15 protein-coding genes are annotated in these 18,110 nt (G+C 74.1%); 5 read left to right on the top strand and 10 right to left on the bottom strand.

Annotation, left to right across the window (positions count from 1 at the left end; translation table 11 throughout):
* Positions 1–52 precede the first annotated feature (52 nt).
* The 4 genes from ACIA6B_RS19595 to ACIA6B_RS19610 all read left to right on the top strand — a co-directional run bounded on the left by ACIA6B_RS19595 (position 53) and on the right by ACIA6B_RS19610 (position 4,338).
* Positions 53–1,018: a glutathione S-transferase family protein gene (locus ACIA6B_RS19595; protein ID WP_396775129.1), complete on the top strand. Its 966-nt coding sequence runs from the start codon at positions 53–55 to the stop codon at positions 1,016–1,018.
* Positions 1,011–1,673, top strand: a complete 663-nt coding sequence (locus ACIA6B_RS19600; RefSeq protein ID WP_396775130.1) for a DUF998 domain-containing protein — start codon at positions 1,011–1,013, stop codon at positions 1,671–1,673. The genes ACIA6B_RS19595 and ACIA6B_RS19600 overlap by 8 nt, the downstream gene beginning before the upstream one ends.
* Positions 1,674–1,909: 236 nt before the next feature.
* The gene (locus ACIA6B_RS19605) at positions 1,910–3,205 is read left to right on the top strand and encodes a dicarboxylate/amino acid:cation symporter (RefSeq protein ID WP_396775473.1); all 1,296 of its coding nucleotides are present in this window, start codon (positions 1,910–1,912) and stop codon (positions 3,203–3,205) included.
* 65 nt (positions 3,206–3,270) lie between these two features.
* A complete protein-coding gene (locus ACIA6B_RS19610; RefSeq protein WP_396775132.1) occupies positions 3,271–4,338 on the top strand; it encodes an NADH:flavin oxidoreductase/NADH oxidase in 1,068 nt (355 codons plus the stop codon).
* 40 nt (positions 4,339–4,378) lie between these two features.
* On the opposite strand, the gene ACIA6B_RS19615 is transcribed toward ACIA6B_RS19610, so the two are convergent.
* From ACIA6B_RS19615 to ACIA6B_RS19635, 5 genes are all read right to left on the bottom strand, one after another.
* Positions 4,379–7,870: an ATP-binding cassette domain-containing protein gene (locus tag ACIA6B_RS19615; protein WP_396775133.1), complete on the bottom strand. Its 3,492-nt coding sequence runs from the start codon at positions 7,868–7,870 to the stop codon at positions 4,379–4,381.
* A gap of 90 nt (positions 7,871–7,960) precedes the next feature.
* On the bottom strand, positions 7,961–8,554 hold the full coding sequence (locus tag ACIA6B_RS19620) for a TetR/AcrR family transcriptional regulator (protein ID WP_396775134.1): 594 nt from the start codon (positions 8,552–8,554) through the stop codon (positions 7,961–7,963).
* 10 nt (positions 8,555–8,564) lie between these two features.
* A complete protein-coding gene (locus ACIA6B_RS19625) occupies positions 8,565–10,715 on the bottom strand; it encodes a YhgE/Pip family protein (RefSeq protein ID WP_396775136.1) in 2,151 nt (716 codons plus the stop codon).
* Positions 10,712–11,554 (bottom strand): ATP-binding cassette domain-containing protein, encoded by an 843-nt coding sequence (locus ACIA6B_RS19630; RefSeq protein WP_396775138.1) that lies wholly within the window; start codon positions 11,552–11,554, stop codon positions 10,712–10,714. The genes ACIA6B_RS19625 and ACIA6B_RS19630 overlap by 4 nt, the downstream gene beginning before the upstream one ends.
* Before the next feature lie 90 nt (positions 11,555–11,644).
* The gene (locus tag ACIA6B_RS19635; protein ID WP_396775140.1) at positions 11,645–12,484 is read right to left on the bottom strand and encodes a GNAT family N-acetyltransferase; all 840 of its coding nucleotides are present in this window, start codon (positions 12,482–12,484) and stop codon (positions 11,645–11,647) included.
* Between the two features lie 136 nt (positions 12,485–12,620).
* Between ACIA6B_RS19635 and ACIA6B_RS19640 the strand changes: the two genes are divergently transcribed.
* Positions 12,621–13,208: a PadR family transcriptional regulator gene (locus ACIA6B_RS19640; RefSeq protein WP_396775142.1), complete on the top strand. Its 588-nt coding sequence runs from the start codon at positions 12,621–12,623 to the stop codon at positions 13,206–13,208.
* Between the two features lie 307 nt (positions 13,209–13,515).
* Here the strand turns inward: ACIA6B_RS19640 and ispG are convergent, their stop codons facing one another.
* The 5 genes from ispG to ACIA6B_RS19665 all read right to left on the bottom strand — a co-directional run bounded on the left by ispG (position 13,516) and on the right by ACIA6B_RS19665 (position 18,109).
* A complete protein-coding gene (ispG, locus tag ACIA6B_RS19645) occupies positions 13,516–14,691 on the bottom strand; it encodes a flavodoxin-dependent (E)-4-hydroxy-3-methylbut-2-enyl-diphosphate synthase (RefSeq protein ID WP_396775144.1) in 1,176 nt (391 codons plus the stop codon).
* Between the two features lie 9 nt (positions 14,692–14,700).
* Positions 14,701–15,948, bottom strand: coding sequence for a M50 family metallopeptidase (locus ACIA6B_RS19650; protein ID WP_396775146.1), 1,248 nt, complete (start codon positions 15,946–15,948; stop codon positions 14,701–14,703).
* Complete coding sequence (gene dxr, locus ACIA6B_RS19655) at positions 15,945–17,159, bottom strand: 1-deoxy-D-xylulose-5-phosphate reductoisomerase (RefSeq protein WP_396775148.1); 1,215 nt, start codon at positions 17,157–17,159, stop codon at positions 15,945–15,947. The genes ACIA6B_RS19650 and dxr overlap by 4 nt, the downstream gene beginning before the upstream one ends.
* Positions 17,160–17,192: 33 nt before the next feature.
* A complete protein-coding gene (locus ACIA6B_RS19660) occupies positions 17,193–17,825 on the bottom strand; it encodes a Uma2 family endonuclease (protein WP_396775150.1) in 633 nt (210 codons plus the stop codon).
* A gap of 92 nt (positions 17,826–17,917) precedes the next feature.
* The gene (locus ACIA6B_RS19665; RefSeq protein WP_396775152.1) at positions 17,918–18,109 is read right to left on the bottom strand and encodes a hypothetical protein; all 192 of its coding nucleotides are present in this window, start codon (positions 18,107–18,109) and stop codon (positions 17,918–17,920) included.
* Position 18,110: the final 1 nt, after the last annotated feature.

An 18,110-nucleotide genomic window follows, 5' to 3' on the forward strand; every position in this document is an offset into this window, starting at 1 on the left:
CGGGGTGCCACGGCGCCAGGATATCCGCGCCCGGAGCGGATAGGTTGGCGGCATGGCCGGGGCCCAGTTCAGCGCAGAGACCAGTGGCGGCGGTTCCTTCGTCCGCCAACCCAACCGGTTCACCGGGCGGGTCACCCCGCACTCCACCTCGCCGGCCGGCGGCGGGCCGGACGAGCAGGGCCGCTGGCCGCTGGAGCCGGGCCGGTACCGGCTGATCTGGTGCCGGGCCTGCCCGTGGGCGCACCGGGCCCGGATCGTGCGTGGCCTGCTCGGCCTGGACGAGGTGATCTCGCTGGGCACCGTGGACCCGATCCGGGACGAGCGGGGCTGGCGGTTCGCGCTGGACCCGGACGGCTTCGATCCGGTGCTGGGCGTCGGGTTCCTCTCCGAGGCGTACCTGGCCACCGACGGTGACTACACCGGCCGGGTGACCGTGCCGGCGCTCGTCGACACGCTGACCGGGCGCGTGGTCACCAACGACTATCCGCAGCTCACGCTCGACCTCTCCACCGAGTGGCGGCGGTTCCACGCGCCGGACGCGCCGGACCTCTACCCGGTCGAGCTGCGGCCGGAGCTGGACGCGCTGATGGCGGAGATCCACTCCGACGTCAACAACGGCGTGTACCGGTGCGGCTTCGCCACCTCGCAGGCGGCGTACGACGAGGCGTACACCGCGCTGTTCGCCCGGCTGGACGCGCTGGGCGAGCGGTTGGCCGGGCGACGCTACCTGATGGGGGACGCGATCACCGAGGCGGACGTGCGGCTGTTCACCACGCTGGTCCGCTTCGACGTGGCGTACCACGGGCACTTCAAGTGCAACCGGCAGAAGCTGACCGAGATGCCGGTGCTGTGGGCGTACGCGCGGGACCTGTTCCAGACGCCCGGCTTCGGCGAGACGGTCGACTTCGACCACATCAAGCGGCACTACTACGCCACCCACGACATGATCAACCCGACCCGGATCGTGCCGCTCGGTCCGGACCTGGCCGGCTGGACCACGCCGCACGGGCGTGGCTGAGCGCGCGTCGCGCCGGGTCGCCGCCGCCGGGGCCGCCGCCTGCGTGCTGGCCGGGGCGGTCGCGGTGACGGTCGCCGTGGTCGCCGGTCCGGGCCCCGGCCCGACCGGGTACGTCAGCGAGGCCGGTGTCGCCGACAGCGGGTACGCCGGGGCGTACCGGATGGGGATCCTGGCGCTGGCGGCGGCGCTGCTGCTGCTCGCCGGCGCGCTGCCGGCGGTGGCGCGGGCGGCGTCCGTGCTGCTCGGCGTCGGCGCGGTCGCCACGGTGCTCTCCGGCACGGTGACGTGCAGCGCCGGCTGCCCGCTGCCGCCGTTCGAGGCCGCCACGGTGGCCGACCTGGTGCACGGCGGGGCCAGCATCGCGGCCACCGCGGCGGTGGTCTTCGCGATGCTGGCGCTGGTCCTCTCCCCCGCGGTCGGCGGCGCGCTGCGGCGGGTCGCCGCGGTCGGCGCGGCGGTGGCGCTGCCGCTGGCCGGCGCGGTCGGGCTGGCCATGCTGCTGGTCGGCCGGGGCACGCTGGTGGGGGTGCTGGAGCGGCTGCTGCTCACGGTGACCGCCGCGTGGGGGCTGGGCACCGCCGTGGTGCTGGTAAGGAGGGGGCCCCGCCTAACGCATTCGGTAGAGGAGGGGCCCCGCTTAACACCGAGGTGTTAAAAGAGGGCCTCTCCTTCCCCAAACGCCGGTTGTAAGGGGCGTCACGAGGAACGGTCCTTCCGGCGGGGCGGGCGCGGGAGTAGCGTGGTTCGGCGATGACCAATGTCTGGTGCCTCACCGAGCGCCTGTACGTCGACCTCCGACGGCAGGCCAGCGGCGTCTGTCCGGCGTAGCTCCGCTCCCCGACGCCCGCCCTTCCCTCTCCAGACCTTGGACCCGTCCTCATGGCTTCCGCCCTGCGCAAGATCCCCTTTTCCGTGCAGATCCTGCTCGGCCTCGTGCTCGGCGTGGCGCTGGGCTTCCTCGCCCGCGCCAACGACCTCGCCTGGCTGACCAGCACGCTCGACACCGTCGGCGGTCTCTTCGTCCAGCTCCTCAAGCTGGCCGTGCCGCCACTGGTCTTCACCGCCATCGTGGTCAGCGTGGTCAGCCTGCGCGGCGTCGCCAACGCCGCCCGGCTGGCGCTCAAGACGCTGCTCTGGTTCGGCATCACCGCGCTGATCGCGGTGAGCATCGGCATCGGCCTGGGCCTGCTCACCGACCCCGGTCGCGGCGTGAACCTGGACCCGGCCGGCGCCAACGCGCCGAAGACCACCGGCTCCTGGATCGACTTCCTCACCGGCATCGTGCCCACCAACCCGGTCGGCGCGTTCGTCGAGGGCAACGTGCTCCAGATCGTCTTCCTCGCCCTGGTGGTGGGCGCCGCCGCGCTGCTGGTCGGCGAGCCCGCCGAGCCGTTCGTGCAGCTCAACCGCGCGCTGCTGTCGATCGTGCAGAAGGCGCTGTGGTGGGTCATCCGGCTCGCCCCGATCGGCACCCTGGGCCTGATCGGCAACGCCGTCGCCTCGTACGGCTGGGACCTGCTGGCCCCGCTCGCCAAGTTCACCACCGCCGTCTACGTCGGCTGCGCGCTGGTGATGTTCGTGGTCTACCCGGTGCTGCTGGTCGCCGCCGGCCGGCTCAACCCGCTGCGCTTCTTCGCCGGCGCCTGGCCCGCCATCGAGCTGGCCTTCGTGTCCCGTTCCTCGGTGGGCACCATGCCGGTGACCCAGCGTTCGGTGGAGCGCCTCGGCGTCCCCCGCGAGTACGCCTCCTTCGCGGTGCCGTTCGGCGCCACCACGAAGATGGACGGCTGCGCCGCGATCTACCCGGCGCTCGCCGCGATCTTCGTGGCGCAGGTGTTCGGCGTGGACCTGGGCGTCACCGACTACCTGCTGATCGCGTTCGTGTCGGTGGTCGGCTCGGCCGCCACCGCCGGCCTGACCGGCGCGATCGTGATGCTCACGCTGACCCTGAGCACGCTGGGCCTGCCGCTGGCCGGCGCCGGTCTGCTGCTGGCCATCGACCCGATCCTGGACATGATGCGGACCGCGACGAACGTGGCCGGACAGGCCGTGGTGCCGACCATCGTGGCCGCCCGCGAGGGCACGCTCGACCGGGCCGCGTACGAGTCGGCCGGGAAGCGCGACCTGATCGAGCCCGCCGAGCCCGCCGAGCGCGAGAACGAGCGGCTCGCCCCCGTACCCGCCTGATCCACGCCCGACGGGTGCGTTCCCGGCCGGGAACGCACCCGTCGCCCTGACCGGAGGAGAACCGCATGAGCGCCCTGTTCACCCCGCTCGCCCTGCGCGGCGTCACACTGCCCAACCGGATCGCGCTGGCGCCCATGTGCCAGTACAGTGCCGGGCCCGACGGGCTGCCCACCGACTGGCACCGCGTCCACCTCGGTTCCCGTGCGGTCGGCGGGGCCGGGCTGGTGCTCACCGAGGCGACCGCGGTGGTGCCGGAGGGGCGGATCAGCCCGCAGGACGTCGGGCTCTGGTCCGGCGCGCACGTCGACGCGTGGCGGCCGGTCACCGCGTTCGTCGCCGGCCAGGGCGCGGTGCCGGCCGTGCAGCTCGCGCACGCCGGGTTCAAGGCGTCGACGTACCGGCCGTGGGCGGAGCGGCGCGGCGGCGTGCCGGACGCCGAGGGCGGCTGGACGCCGGTCGGACCGGGCGTCGACCCGTTCGTTCCCGACTACCGCACCCCGACCGCGCTCGACGGGGCCGGCGTCGCGGCGGTGGTGGACGCGTTCGCGGTCGCCGCCGGGCGGGCGGTGGACGCCGGCTTCGCCGCGGTGGAGATCCACGCGGCGCACGGCTACCTGCTGCACGAGTTCCTGTCCCCGCTGACCAACCGGCGCACCGACGGCTACGGCGGGGACCGGGCCGGCCGGATGCGGCTCACCCTGGAGGTGGCGCGAGCGGTCCGCGCCGCGGTCGGTGAGGCGGTGCCGGTGCTGACCCGGATCTCCGCCACCGACTGGACCGACGGCGGCTGGACGATCGAGGACAGCGTGGCGCTCGCCGGTGAGCTGGCCGCCGCCGGCGTGGACCTGGTCGACGCGTCCTCCGGCGGGGCGGCGGCGAAGGCGTCGATCCCGGTCGGCCCCGGCTACCAGGTGCCGCTGGCGGCCCGGATCCGCCGCGAGGCGGGCGTGCCGACCGGCGCGGTGGGCCTGATCGTCGAGCCCGAGCAGGCCGAGCAGATCGTGGCCGGCGGCGAGGCCGACCTGGTGCTGCTGGGCCGGGAACTGCTGCGCGACCCGTACTGGCCGCGCCGCGCCGCCGCCAAGCTGGGCGCCACCCCGGCCTGGCCCGACCAGTACGCCCGCGCGTTCTGACCGCGCCGGGCCCCGACCCGGTCGGGTCGGGGCCCGGCGGTCAGCCGGCCAGGTGGTTCCAGCGGGGTTCCAGGTCGGACCACGCGCCCTGGTCGGCGACCACGCCGTCGACCAGCACCACCACGTGGTCCGCGCGGACCAGCGCGGCCCGCTTGGCGGTCGAGCCGACCACGGTCACCCCGTGCTCGCGCAACGCCGCCCAGAGCGCCAGCTCCGTGGTCACGTCCAGCGCCGACGACACGTCGTCCGCGACGAGCAGTTCGGTACGCGGGGCGAGCGCCCGGGCCAGCGCCAGCCGCTGGAGCTGGCCGCCGGAGAGCCGGGTCCCCTTGTGCCCGATGAGCAGCCCGAGCCCGCCTCCGGCGGCGGCCAGGTCGTGGTCGAGCTGGGCCGTCGACACCGCGCTCGCGGCGTCGACCGGGTGGCCGAGCGCGATGTTCTCGGCCACCGTGCCGGAGAGCACCCGGGGTAGCTGACCCACGTAGCCGACCTGGTTGGGCCGCAGGAACAGCTCCGGCTCGGTGACCGGCTCGCCGTTCCAGCGCAACGCGCCGACGTGGTGCACGATCCCGGCGAGCGCACGCAGCAGCGACGACTTGCCGGCCCCGACCGGGCCGACCACCAGCACCAACTGCCCGCGTTCGACCACCAGGTCGACGTCGCGGACGGCGAGCGTGCCGTCGGAGTGCAGCGCGCCGAAGCCGGCCAGTTCCAGCCGGCGCAACGGGTGCCGGGGCGGCGGCTCCGGCGCGGGCGCGGTGCCGGCGACCAGGTCCAGCCCGGGCACCGGCTCGGAGTAGTTGGCCGTCCCGGTCATCGCCACGGTCCGCCGCGTCCACACCCGCGCCGACGGGTACTGCGAGACCAGCGCCGCGGTGGTCCACGCGAACCAGCGGGCCGCGCCCAGCGTGGAGACCGCGACCAGGGTGGCGCCGGCGGAGAGCCCGCCGGTCAGGTAGAGCGCCCAGGCCCCGATCGGCAGCAGCCCGCTGACGACCGCCGGGGTGGAGCGGGCCCACACCTGCATGGCGATCTCCCGGCGCTGCCGCTCGCTGCGCACCGCGTCCAGCCCGGCGAGGTGGGTCAGTACCGGCCGGGTGGCGCCGGCCAGCTTCACCGTGCGGGCGGCGGAGAGCGCGGAGACCAGCGCGGTGGCGAACGCGGCGCGGGCGGCGACGGTGCCGGCGGCGGTGCGTTCCAGCCGGGGCCCGAACAGCGTCGCCGCCAGCCCGGAGACCACCATCGTGCCGACGAAGAACAGCGCCGGCACGAAGCTGCCGGTCACCAGCGTCATGGTGAGCACGATGGCCAGCGAGATGAACTGGTCCATCAGGTTGTCGGCGAGCTGCACCACCCGGTCGGTGTCGCCGCCCTGCGCGACCACCTCGGCCGGGGTGTGCCCGCTGACCCGGCGCGGGCCGGTCTGCCCGTGCACCAGTCGGGCGCTGATCCGCAGCATCTGCCGGATCCACCACTGCGGGAACCACAGGTTGGTGAGGTAGGGCAGCGGCAGCACCAGCAGCAGCGCGGCGGCGATGCCGAGCGCCGGCAGCCACGGGTCGCCGCCGGCGACCAGCTCGGCCCAGAGCCAGGGCAGCACCGAACCGTCCAGCCCGAGCAGCGTCAACACGACGAACAGGCCGATCGCGGCCAGGCCGTACCGGGGATCGTTGAAGCCCAGCCGGAGGATCTCCCGCATGGTCCGCGCGGGCGGCGCGGGCGGCGCGGGCGGCGGTTCGGCGCGCGGCATCCCGGCGCGACGCGGCGCGGGGGCCGGCGCGACGACCGGGGCCGACTCGTCGGCCCAGCCGGGCGCGTCGAGCAGTTCCACGCCGCCGCGCCGCGCGGCGGTGCCCGCGTACGCCCCGGCGTGGCTGGTGGCGAGCAACTCGGCGAAGCGGGCGGACTCGCGCATCGGGCCGGCTTCCAGCACCGCGCCGTCGGCCATCACCACCACCTCGTCGCAGCGGCGCACCGAGGAGAGCCGGTGCGCGATGACGATGCCGATCCGGTCGGTGAGCAACCGCTCGGTGGCCTCGCGGACCCGGTTCTCGGTGACCGGGTCGAGCCGCGCGGTGGCCTCGTCGAGGATCACCACGTGCGGGTCCCGGACCAGGATGCGGGCGAACGCGACGAGTTGCTCCTGGCCGGCGGAGAGCACGTGCCCGCCCTCGCCGAGCCGGGTGTGCACCCCGTCCGGCAGCTCGGCGATCCAGCCGGCCAGGCCCAACTCGGCCAGCGCCCGCTCGGCGACGTCGAGCAGCTCCGGGTCGTGCAACGCGACGTTCTCGGCGAGCGTGCCGGCGAGGATCTCGGTGCGCTGGGGCACCACGGCGATCCACCGGCGCAGCTCCTCGACGTCCAGGTCGACCAGGTCGGTGTCGCCCAGGAAGACGGTGCCACGGGGCACCTCCACCGCCCGGGTGAGCACCTTGGCCAGCGTCGACTTGCCCGAGCCGGTGCGCCCGACCAGCGCGTACGAGCGCCCGCGGACGAAGTCGAGCCGCACGTCGCGCAGCGCCGGGCCGCGCTCCTCGCCGGCGGCCGGGTAGCGGAAGGTGAGCCCGCGCACGCTCAGGTCGCCGTCGGTCGGGGCGGCCCCGCCGGCCGGCTCCTGCCGCGCGCCGGCCAGCAACTGCACCCGGGCCCACGCGCCGAACGCCTGTTGCAGGTGCGGCACCCAGCGGGCGATGTGCTCGACGGTGGCGCCGAACGCGATGGCGAGCAACCAGACGGCGGTGAGCCGGGCGGCGTCGACCCGCCCGGTCGACAGCGCCCACGCGCCGGCCAGCACCACACCGGCGATGCCGGCCCGGACGCCACCGGCGGCCACCGAGGTGACCCGGGCGGAGAGCCGGAACACCCGGCGGCAGCGGGCGACCACCTCGGCCGCGCGGCGGGCGTAGAGCCGCAGCACGTACGGCCGGGCCAGGCTGGTGCGCACGTCGTCCTGCCCGTGCACCGCCTCCTCCATCACGGCCGCGAGGTCGGACCAGGCTTCCTCCTCGGCCATCCGGGCCGGGGCGATGCGGGCGGTGGGCCGGCGCAGCGCGACCGCGAGCAGCGTGGTGAGCAACACCATCCCGACGCCGGCCGGCCACCAGACGACGAGCGCGCTGACGGTGGCGAGCACACAGACGGCGATGCCCTGCGCCAGCCGTACGCCGGTGTTCCGCATCTCGGCGGCGACCTGGTAGACGTCGTTGTCGATCCGGTCGAGCAGCTCGCCGACCGGCGTGGTCTCCAGGGCCGGCAGGTCCTGCCCGAGGGCGACCCGGCAGAGCCGGCGACGCACGTCGGCGGACCAGTCGGCGGTGAGCCGGGCCATGATCAGCCCGATCAGCAGGTCGGTGACGACGGCGGCGACGAGCGCCACGGCCAGCGCGACGAACCAGCCGGACGAGCGGTGCACGAGCACCGGCCCGGCCAGCGCGGAGGCGGCGGCCTGGCCACCGGCGCCCAGCACGATCAGCAGCAGAACGGCCGCCATCCGCCGGGGTGCGGTGGCCCAGAGGTCTCGGAGCAGGCGCATAGGACGGTCCTCCGGACTCGGACGGGTGGGGGCGGTGCACCCAGCCTTCCCGGCGGCCCGGTGTGGTTCAACCGAATTACCGCGTTCCGGTCAGGTCCGGGCGACCCGGCGGACGATGCCGAGCAGCGCCTCCTGCACGTCGGTGATCGGCCGCTCGGGCTGGAACACCAGCCAGTCCACGGCCACCACCAGCCCGACGCCGAACAGCGCCGAGCTGGCCGTGCGCACGTCCAGGTCGGCCGGGAGGTCGCCGCTGTCCACCCCGGCCCGGACCGTCTCGGCGATCACCTCGATCGCCTCGCCGCGCAGCAGCCGCAGCGTCTGCTGCCACTCCCGGTTGGTGCGCCACATCTCGGAGAGCAGCAGTTGGGCGAAGGCCCGGTAGCGGCGGATGTAGTCCAGTTCGGCGCGAACCAGCGCGGCGAGCGCCTCGCGCGGCGACAACCCGTCGACCGCGGCCCGGAACTCGGCGGTGAGCAGGCCGATGCCGTGTCTCAGCAGCTCCTCGAAGAGGACCGTCTTGGACTCGAAGTTGTAGTAGACGGTCCCCTTCGCCACCCCGGCGCGGGCCGCGATGTCGTCCACGGTGGTCGCCGAGAAGCCCTGCTCGGCGATCAGGTCCACCGCGGCCACGAAGAGTCGTTGGCGGGTGTCCTCCCGCCGGCGGGTCCGTCCGTCCGTCACCGGCCCATCCTCACATGGTCAGTTCGGGGTGCAGCTTGGCCGGGGTGAGCCGGCGGGAGCGCCGCGCCGCGCCGACGCCGAGCGCCAGCGCGCCCAGCCCGAACGCGAGCAGCACCGACGCGGCGGTGACCACCGGGCCGGCCGGCCCGCCGTTGATCGTGTGCCGCAGGCCGCCGACCACGTACGTCATCGGCAGCCAGGGATGGACGGCCTGGAAGAAGCCGGGCGAGGTCTGCACCGGGTAGGTGCCGCCGGACGAGGTGAGCTGGAGCATCAGCAGCGCCAGCGCGGCCAGCCGACCGGCCGGGCCGAGCGCCACGCCGAGCAGTTGCATGATCGCGGTGAACGCCAGCGAGGTGAGCGCGAGCAGCCCGAACGTCGCCGCGCCGTGCGTCGGGTGCAGCCCGAGCGCCAGCGTCACCACGGTGTAGAGCACGGCGACCTGGGCCAGACCGATCCCGGCGGCGGGCAGCCAGCCCGCGAGCACCACCCGCCAGCCGGGCGCGCCGGACATCACGTGGCGCCGGTTGACCGGCCGCAACAGCATGTACGTGATCATCGCGCCGACCCAGAGCGCCAGCGCCAGGAAGTACGGGGCGAAGCCCACGCCGTACGAGCCGGCCGGGTGCTGCGAGTCACGGATCAGGCCGACCGGGTCACCGAGCACGTCGGCGCGACCGGCCGCGTCGTCGTACCCGGGTAGTTTCTTCTCCCCGGCGGCGAGCCCGTCGGCGAGGTCGCCGGCGCCGCCCTCCAGCTTGGTCAGCCCGTCGACGAGCGAGGTGCTGCCGGTGCCGAGCCGGGCCAGGCCGCCGTCGAGCGCGCGGGCGCCGGTGGACAGTTGGTAGAGGCCGCCGCGCAACTGGTCGGCGCCGGTGGACGCGTCGCCCAGCCCGTCGCGGAGCTTGGCGCTGCCCTGGGCCAGCGTGCCGAGCCCGCTGGCCAGCTTGTCGACCTTGGCGCGGGCGGCGGCGACGTCGTCGGCCAGGTGCGGCGCGGCGGCGGCCACCTCCCGGGCGGTCTTCGCGACCTCGGTCATCTGCTTCTTCAGCGCGGCCAGGTCGGCCCTGTCCACGGCGGACGCCAGCGCCTCGGCCCGGGTGACGGCCCGGTCGGCGGCCGTGCGGGCGGCGGCGAAGTTCGGGTCGTCGGCCAGCTCGGGGTGTTCCTTCGCGACCGCGTCGAGCCGGTCGGAGATCTCCTGCGCCAGCCTGACCACCTCGTCGGCCTTGGCGGGCAGCGCGTCCAGGCCGGCGGCGAGCTGCTGCGCGCCGGTGGCGACCGCGGTGGCCGCCTGCTGGATCTTGTCGGCGTTGCGGCGCAGCACCGGCTCGTACCTGTCGGCGGCGGCGTCGACGGTGGCGGCGGCGGCCTTCGTCTCGGTGGCGGCCCGGCCGGCGCCGTCGGCGAGCTGGGCGGCGCCGGTCTGCAACTGGTCGAGCCCCTTGGCCAGCTTGTCGGCACCCTGGACGGACGTGTTCAGCCCGCCGGCGAGCCGCCCGGCGCCGTTCTCGGCGTCGCCCAGCCCGTCGGCGAGCTGCCCGGCGCCCCGCTGGGAGGCGTCGAGCCCGTCGGAGATCTTCCCGGCCCCGTCGGCGGCGCGGCCGGTCTCGGCCTTGGCGTCGGTGAAGCCGATCAGCATCTTGTCGAAGTACGAGGCGGCGGTGCTCTCCGCGGCGGCGGCCCGGATCTCGCTGAACGCCGAGCGGGCGAGCAGCCCGGAGAGGTAGTTGGTGGCGTCGTCGTTGACCACCTTCAGCTCGCCCTGCCGGGCCGGCCGGTCCGGCTCGGGGCTGGCCGCGAGCGTGGCCGAGAACTCGGCCGGGATGGAGAAGACCAGGTGGTAGCGGCCGTCGCGGAGGCCCTTCGTGGCGTCGGCCTGGTCGGTGACGGTCCAGCCGAAGACCTTGCGGTCGATCAGTTCGTCGGCGAGGTCCCGGCCGGCGTGCACCTCGCTGCCGTCGGCCGCCTTCGCCGGCCGGTCGGCGTTGACCAGCGCGACCGGAATCCGGTCGAGGTTCCCGTACGGATCCCAGAACGCGTAGAGGTAGAGCGCGCCGTAGAGCAGCGGGACCACGGTGAGGACGGCGAGCGCGGCGCGCGGCAGCCGGCCCCGGGTCATCCGGCGCAGCTCGAACAGGGCCAGTCGCAGCACGCTCATGCGGTCACCTCGACGGTCGGAGCGGAAGCGGTCACCCCGGGACCGGTCGGATCGGGAGCGGTCGGATCGGGAGCGGTCGGATCGGGAGCGGTCACCCCGGGACCGGTCGGACCGGGACCGGTCGGACCGGACGCGGTCGCCACGGGAGCGGTCGCCCCGGGACCGGGCAGGGCGGGGGTGGGCAGCGCCGGGTCACCGATGCGGTGCACGGTGGCGGCGACGCCGGGCTCGACGGCCCGGGCGCTGGCGACCACCGCGTACCCCTGGTCGGCGAGGCGTTCCAGCGCGGCCCAGATCCACTCCCGTTCGGGGCGGTCGGCGCCGGCGTCCACGTCGTCGGCGACGATCAGGCTGGGGCCGCCGAGGCTGGCCAGCACCAGCCCGAGCACCTGCCGGTCGACCGGGGTCAGGTCGCGGCCGTACCGGTCGGGGTCGAGCGGGGCGTCGGTGAAGCCGGCGCCGGCGATGGCGGTGGCGTAGGCGTCGCGGCGGTAGGCGCGGCGGGCCCGCAACGCGGCCACCGGGACGAGTTGCCGGCGGCGGCGCGGCACCGGCCCGAGCAGCAGCAGCCGTTCGGTGATGTGCTCGGCGACGGTGAGCGTCGGGTCGGGCTCGTGCACGCCGGCCACCTGGCCGAGCGCGGCCGGGCCGCGACGGCGCAGCTCGCCGTGGCTGTGCGGGAAGCGCCCGGCGAGCGCGAGCAGCAGCGAGGTGCGACCGCTGCCGGGCGGGCCGGTGACCGCGTGCAGCTCACCGCGGGCCGCGGTGAGGTCGACGTCCCGGTAGACCCAGCCCCGACGGGTCCGTAGTCCCAATCCGCTGGCCTCGACGATTACCATGGCACCCTTCTAGACTGACTGGTCAGTACAAAAACATGACCAGCATAGCGCCGGGTGTCCGGTTCGGGGCAAGGCGAGGCGGGGTGATCCTCAGAACAGCACGGTGGCGAGCGTGCCGACCGGGCGGAAGCCGCACCGCTCGTAGACGCGCCGGGCCGGCTGGTTGAAGTCGTTGACGTAGAGGCTGACCGTGGGCGCGACCCGGGCCAGCGCGTCGCGGACCACCGCGGCCATCGCGGCGACCGCGATGCCCCGGCCACGCCACTCGGGCGCCACCCAGACCCCCTGCACCTGCGCGGTGCGCCGGGTCACCACCGCCAGCTCGGCCTTGAAGACCACCCGGCCGTCGACGAACCGGGCGTAGGCCCGGCCGGCGCGCACCAACTCGGTCACCCGCCGCCGGTACCCGCGCCCGCCGTCCTCGGCCAGCGGCGAGACGCCGACCTCCTCGGTGTACATCGCCACCGCCGCCGGGAAGAGCCGGTCCACCTCACCGACGCGCACGCGACGCACGTGCGGGTCGGGCGCCACCGGCGGCGGCGCGTCCGTGGCCAGCAACGGCTGGTTCGGGCGTACGTCCCGGGCCGGCCCCCAGTGCGCGGAGAGGCGGTCCCAGAGGCCGAGCACCGCGTCGGCGCGACCCACGATCGAGGAGCAGAGCCGCTCCTCCTCGCCCAACTGCTCGGCGAACGCGGCCACCGCCGACTCGGACGCGAGCACCGGGGTCAGGTTGCCGCCCAGCCAGCAGATCGACTCCAGGTTGCGGCGGGAGCCGTAGCCGAGGATCCGCGCCTCGGCCCGCCACCAGGCCAGGCCGCGCGCCGCGACCCGCTCGGCGACCTGCGCGCCGGCGTAGGGGTCGAGGTCGAGCAGCCGCTCGACCGAACGGCGCTCCGACTCCCCCAGTTGGCGTACCGGCATCGTGAGCACGGTTACCAGCCTGCCAGATGCAGCCCGGAGCCGGTGGGCCGACCGGGCACTCACCCGCTCCCATCATGTCTTGTCGGCGATGCGTTGCCGATATATCGTTGATGCATCAGTGATACTCCCAACGAAGGAGAGTCCGATGGGTTTCCGTCGACACGTCCACACCATGCACGACGAGATGCACCGGCACGGCGGCTTCGGCTTCCCGCCCGTACCCCCGGGTCCGCCGCCGTTCCCACCCGGGCCGCACGGCCACGGGCGCGGCCGGGGCGGCCGGGGTCGCGGCCGGCGGCCGAACGTGCGCGGCGCCGTGCTGGCCCTGCTCACCGAGCGGCCGATGCACGGCTACGAGATGATCCAGGAGATCGACGCCCGCACCGGCGGGGCCTGGCGGCCCAGCCCCGGGTCGATCTACCCGACGCTGCAACTGCTGGAGGACGAGGGCGTCATCGCCACCGCCGCCGACTCCGACGGTGGGCGCAAGCGGTTCGCCCTCACCGAGCAGGGGCAGGCCGAGGCCGCCCAGGCGGCGGAGGCCCCGCCCTGGGCGGAGTTCGCCGAGCAGACCGTCAACAGCTGGCACGACATCCGCGACGCGGGGACCCAGGCCATGAACGCGCTGCGGCAGGTGATGACCACCGGCACGGACGACCAACGCGCCCGCGCCGCCCAGGTGCTCGACGAGACCCGCCGCAAGCTCTACGCCATCCTCGCCGAACCCGAGTAACCCCGCCCGCCTCCTCCCCCTCCCGCGCCCCCGCCCGCGCGCCCCGCCCCCGCCCGCCCCCGCGCGCCCCCGCGCGCCCCGCCCGCGCGCCCCGCCCGCGCCCGCGGCCCGCGCGCCCCCGCCCGCGGCCCGCCAGATTCACGGAAAGCGTGGTCATTCCGCCCGCTATAGCCACGCTTTCCGTGAATCAGCGGGGATGCCGGGGTGGGGATGCCGGGGTGGGGTGGGGGTGGGGGGTGGGGGGTGAGACGCGCGTGCGGCCGGCCCCGACGGGGGACGGCCGCACGACGCGACGCGGACAGGTGGGTCAGTGCACCGTGACCGTGGCGCCGCCGGGCACCAGCTCGCGCAACTCTTCGGGGATCTCGGCGCCCATCTCGTCGGCGATCCGCAACGCCTCCTCGATCAGCGTCTCCACGATCTGTGCCTCCGGCACGGTCTTGACGACCTTGCCCTTGACGAAGATCTGGCCCTTGCCGTTGCCGGAGGCGACGCCCAGGTCGGCCTCGCGGGCCTCGCCCGGACCGTTCACCACGCAGCCCATGACCGCGACGCGCAGCGGCACCGGCAGCCCTTCCAGGCCGGCGGTGACCTCCTCGGCCAGCTTGTAGACGTCGACCTGGGCCCGGCCGCAGGACGGGCAGGAGACGATCTCCAGGCCGCGCTCGCGCAGGCCCAGCGACTCCAGGATCGCGGCGCCGACCTTGATCTCCTCCACCGGCGGGGCGGAGAGCGAGACCCGGATCGTGTCGCCGATGCCCTCGGCCAGCAGCGCGCCGAACGCCACCGCCGACTTGATGGTGCCCTGGAACGCCGGGCCGGCCTCGGTGACGCCCAGGTGCAGCGGGTAGTCGCACTTCTCGGCGAGCAGCCGGTAGGCGCGGATCATCACCACCGGGTCGTTGTGCTTGACCGAGATCTTGATGTCCCGGAAGCCGTGCTCCTCGAACAGCGAGCACTCCCAGAGCGCGGACTCGACGAGCGCCTCGGCGGTGGCCCGGCCGTACTTGGCCAGCAGCCGCTTGTCCAGCGAGCCGGCGTTCACACCGATCCGGATCGGCGTGCCCGCGTCACCGGCCGCCTTGGCGATCTCCTTGACCTTGTCGTCGAACTGCCGGATGTTGCCCGGGTTCACCCGCACCGCGGCGCAGCCCGCGTCGATCGCGGCGAAGACGTACTTCGGCTGGAAGTGGATGTCGGCGATCACCGGGATCTGCGACTTGCGCGCGATCGCCGGCAGCGCCTCCACGTCGTCCTGCGACGGCACGGCTACCCGGACGATCTGGCAGCCGGACGCGGTCAGCTCGGCGATCTGCTGGAGCGTGGCGTTGACGTCGGCGGTGAGGGTGGTGGTCATGGACTGCACCGAGACCGGTGCGCCACCACCGACCGGCACCGAACCGACCATGATCTGGCGGCTGGCCCGGCGCGGGGCCAGCGGCGGCGGCGGTACGGGGGGCATACCGAGACTGACAGCGGTCACTTCAGGCACTCACCTTGAGAAGAGCGTGATCGGGTTGACCACGTCCGCGGTGACGGTCAGCAGCGTGAACACGCCACCCACCAGGATCACCGCGTACGTGAGGGGCATGAGCTTGAGGTAGTCGACGCGCCCCGGGTCGGTGCGGCCGATCCGGGCGTAGAGCCAGGAGCGGGCGCGCTCGAACCAGGCGATGGCGATGTGACCGCCGTCCAGCGGGAGCAACGGCAGCAGGTTGAACACGCCGATGAAGAAGTTCAGCGACACGAAGAGCATGAAGAACACCAGCCAGGCGTTGTTCTCCACGGCCTCGCCACCGAGCCGGCTGGCCCCGACCACACTGATCGGGGTGTCCACGTCGCGCTCCGCGCCGGTGATCGCGTTCCAGAGCGCCGGCACCTTCTGCGGGATGCGCTGCATGGCGTGGAAGGTCTGCACCGCCATGTTGCCGGTGAAGTCGGCGGTGGCGCCGAACGCGGCGACCGGACCGTACTCCACCCGGGTCGGCGTGCTGGGCCGCAGCGCCACGCCCAGCGCGGAGACCGCCGAGGTGGCGCCCTTGGGGTCGTTCAGCGGCGGGCGCTGCACCGACGCCAGGTCGACGGTGGCGGTGGCCGGGGTGCCGTCGCGCAGGTAGGCGACGGTCGCCGGGCCGGGCTGTGTGCCGCGGACCACGTCGAGCATGTCGCCCCAGGTGGAGACCGGTCGGCCGTTCACCGCGGTGATCCGGTCGCCGTCCTTGAGCTGGGCCTGACCGGCCGGGCTGGCCGGGTCGCCGGCCTGGCAGGCGCGGGGGGCGTTCTCCACCACCACGCACGGGGCGAGCGCGATCACCGCCGGCTCGGCCCGGAAGCCGGCCTCGGTGGTGGGGAACTTCGGGTTCGGCAGGCCGGCGGAGACCGCGATGATCCAGAGCGCGACAAGCGCGATGGCGAAGTGCATCGCGGAGCCGGCGGACATCACGATCGTCCGCTTCCACACCGGGTAGCGCCACATGGCGCGTTTCTCGTCCCCGGGCTCGACGTCGTCGTCCTGCGGGGTCATTCCGACGATCTTGCAGAAGCCGCCGAGCGGGATGCCCTTGACGCCGTACTCCGTCTCACCCCGCCGGAACGACCAGAGCGTCGGCCCGAAGCCGACGAAGTAGCGGGTGACCTTCATCCCGAACGCCTTGGCGGTCAGCATGTGCCCCGCCTCGTGCAGGCTCACCGAGATGAGGATCGCCAGGGCGAACAGCACCACCCCGAGCAGATAGCTCATCGAGCTCCTTCCACCGACCCGACGATGATCTCCTGGGCGTGCGCCCGTGCCCACGACTCGGCGGCGAGCACGTCCTCGACGGTACCTGGTTCGTCGAAATCGGGAGCGTCCTCCAGCACCCGCCCGAGGGTGTCCACGATGCCGAGGAACGGCAGCCGGCCCGCCACGAACGCGGCCACGCACTCCTCGTTGGCCGCGTTGTAGATCGCCGGCCGGCACCGCCCCGCCTCGCCGGCCGCCTTGGCCAGCGCCACCGCCGGGAAGGCGGCGTCGTCGAGCGGGGTGAACTCCCAGGTGTGCGCCGTGGTCCAGTCGACCGCGGCGGCGGCGTCGGGCACCCGGTCCGGCCAGCCGATGCCCAGCGCGATGGGCAGCCGCATGTCCGGCGGGCTGGCCTGGGCGAGCGTGGAGCCGTCGACGAACTCGACCATCGAGTGGATCACCGACTGCGGGTGCACCATCACCTCGATGTCGGCGTACGGCACGTCGAACAGCTCGTGCGCCTCGATGACCTCCAGCGCCTTGTTGACCATGGTGGCGGAGTTGATCGTGACGACCGGGCCCATCTGCCAGGTCGGGTGCGCCAGCGCCTGCTCCGGTGTGACGTCGGTCAACTCGTCGCGCCGCCGGCCCCGGAACGGCCCGCCGCTGGCGGTGACCACCAGCCGGCGCACCTCGCCCCGGGCGCCGCCGCGCAGGCACTGCGCCAGCGCCGAGTGCTCGGAGTCGACCGGAACGATCTGCCCCGGCCGGGTCACCGCGGCCTTGACCAGCGGGCCGCCGGCCACCAGCGACTCCTTGTTGGCCAGCGCGAGGGTACGCCCGGCGCGCAGCGCGGCCAGCGTCGGCGGCAGGCCCAGCGAGCCGACCACGCCGTTGAGCACCACGTCACACGGCCACTGCGCCAACTCGGTCATCGCGTCCGGCCCGGCCACGATCTTGGGAAGCTTGAAGTCGCCGGAGGCCCAGCCGCGCCGGCTCGCCTCGGCGTAGAACGCGAGCTGGAGATCCTGCGCGGCGGAGGCCCGCGCCACCCCGACCGCCGCCACGCCCAACTCCAGCGCCTGCGCGGCCAGCAGCGCCACGTTGCCGCCGCCGGCACCGAGCGCGACCACCCGGAACCGGTCCGGGTTGCGCTTGACGATGTCGATGGCCTGGGTGCCGATGGAGCCGGTCGAGCCGAGCAGCACGAGGTCTCGGGGAGTGGTCACGCGCCCCATTGTTCCCCAGCGCCGCCCGCCGCCTCACCCGGCCTGTTCCGGCGCCTCCTCGCCCAGGAGATCGCCGGGATCGACGGTGAAATCGAACGGCTGCCGCATCACGAAGGGAGTGCCCGCCGCCGCAGCGGCCAACGGTCGGTAGTCGCCGTCGACCAGCTCGAACAAAGCGATGGTGGGCACGCGGTTACGCAGGTCGACCCGGAGGAAATACGGCACGCCGACGGCGGCGTACTCACGCGGACGGTCGATCACGTCCTTCCGCCGATTACCCGATGAGACGATCTCACCGAGCAGAACCGCGTGGCGGATGTCCATCGTCGTGCGTCCGCCCCCTGGCACATCGAGGATGACGATGTCGGGGATGAAGAGATCCCGGCCCGATACGACGTTGCTCTCCTGATAGAGCCAGAGCTTGGCGCGTTTGGCGGCCTGCTTCAGCAGATAGGCCAGATCCAGTTCGGCGTCCTGGTGGTCATAGCCGGCATGTGGTGTCACGATCACGCTTCCGCTCAGGACCTCGACCTTCGGGCCGTTGGTCTCCGGTAGGAGATCAAGAGCGAGCTGCGCGGTCCACGGCTCATCGTGCCAGCGGAGCACGTCGAACGACGGCTCGGCGGGCTGCGGTGCCGGCTCGGGCGCGAATGCGGCCTGGGCCATCGGGCTCACCCCCTCGGCGGGTAATCGTGCTACCACCCACCCTAGCGGCGCTGCCCCGTCTCGCCCTGCTCGCACACGGTGTCCGTCACGGCCTACCCGGGGATGACGCCGTCGCGCCGAGAGGCGTAAAGGTCGGCGAGAAAGCGGTCCAACTCGTCGTCCGACTCGAACAGCTCGGGACGAGCCAGTTCGTCAAGGCAGGCGACCGGTTCAACTCCCTGGCGAAGTGCGAGTTCGTCCGCCGTGAGCCCGGATTCCGCATCGGTCGGCCTGACCGCGCTCACC

It is taken from the genome of Micromonospora sp. NPDC051141 (assembly GCF_044455765.1).
Classification (GTDB): Bacteria; Actinomycetota; Actinomycetes; order Mycobacteriales; family Micromonosporaceae; genus Micromonospora.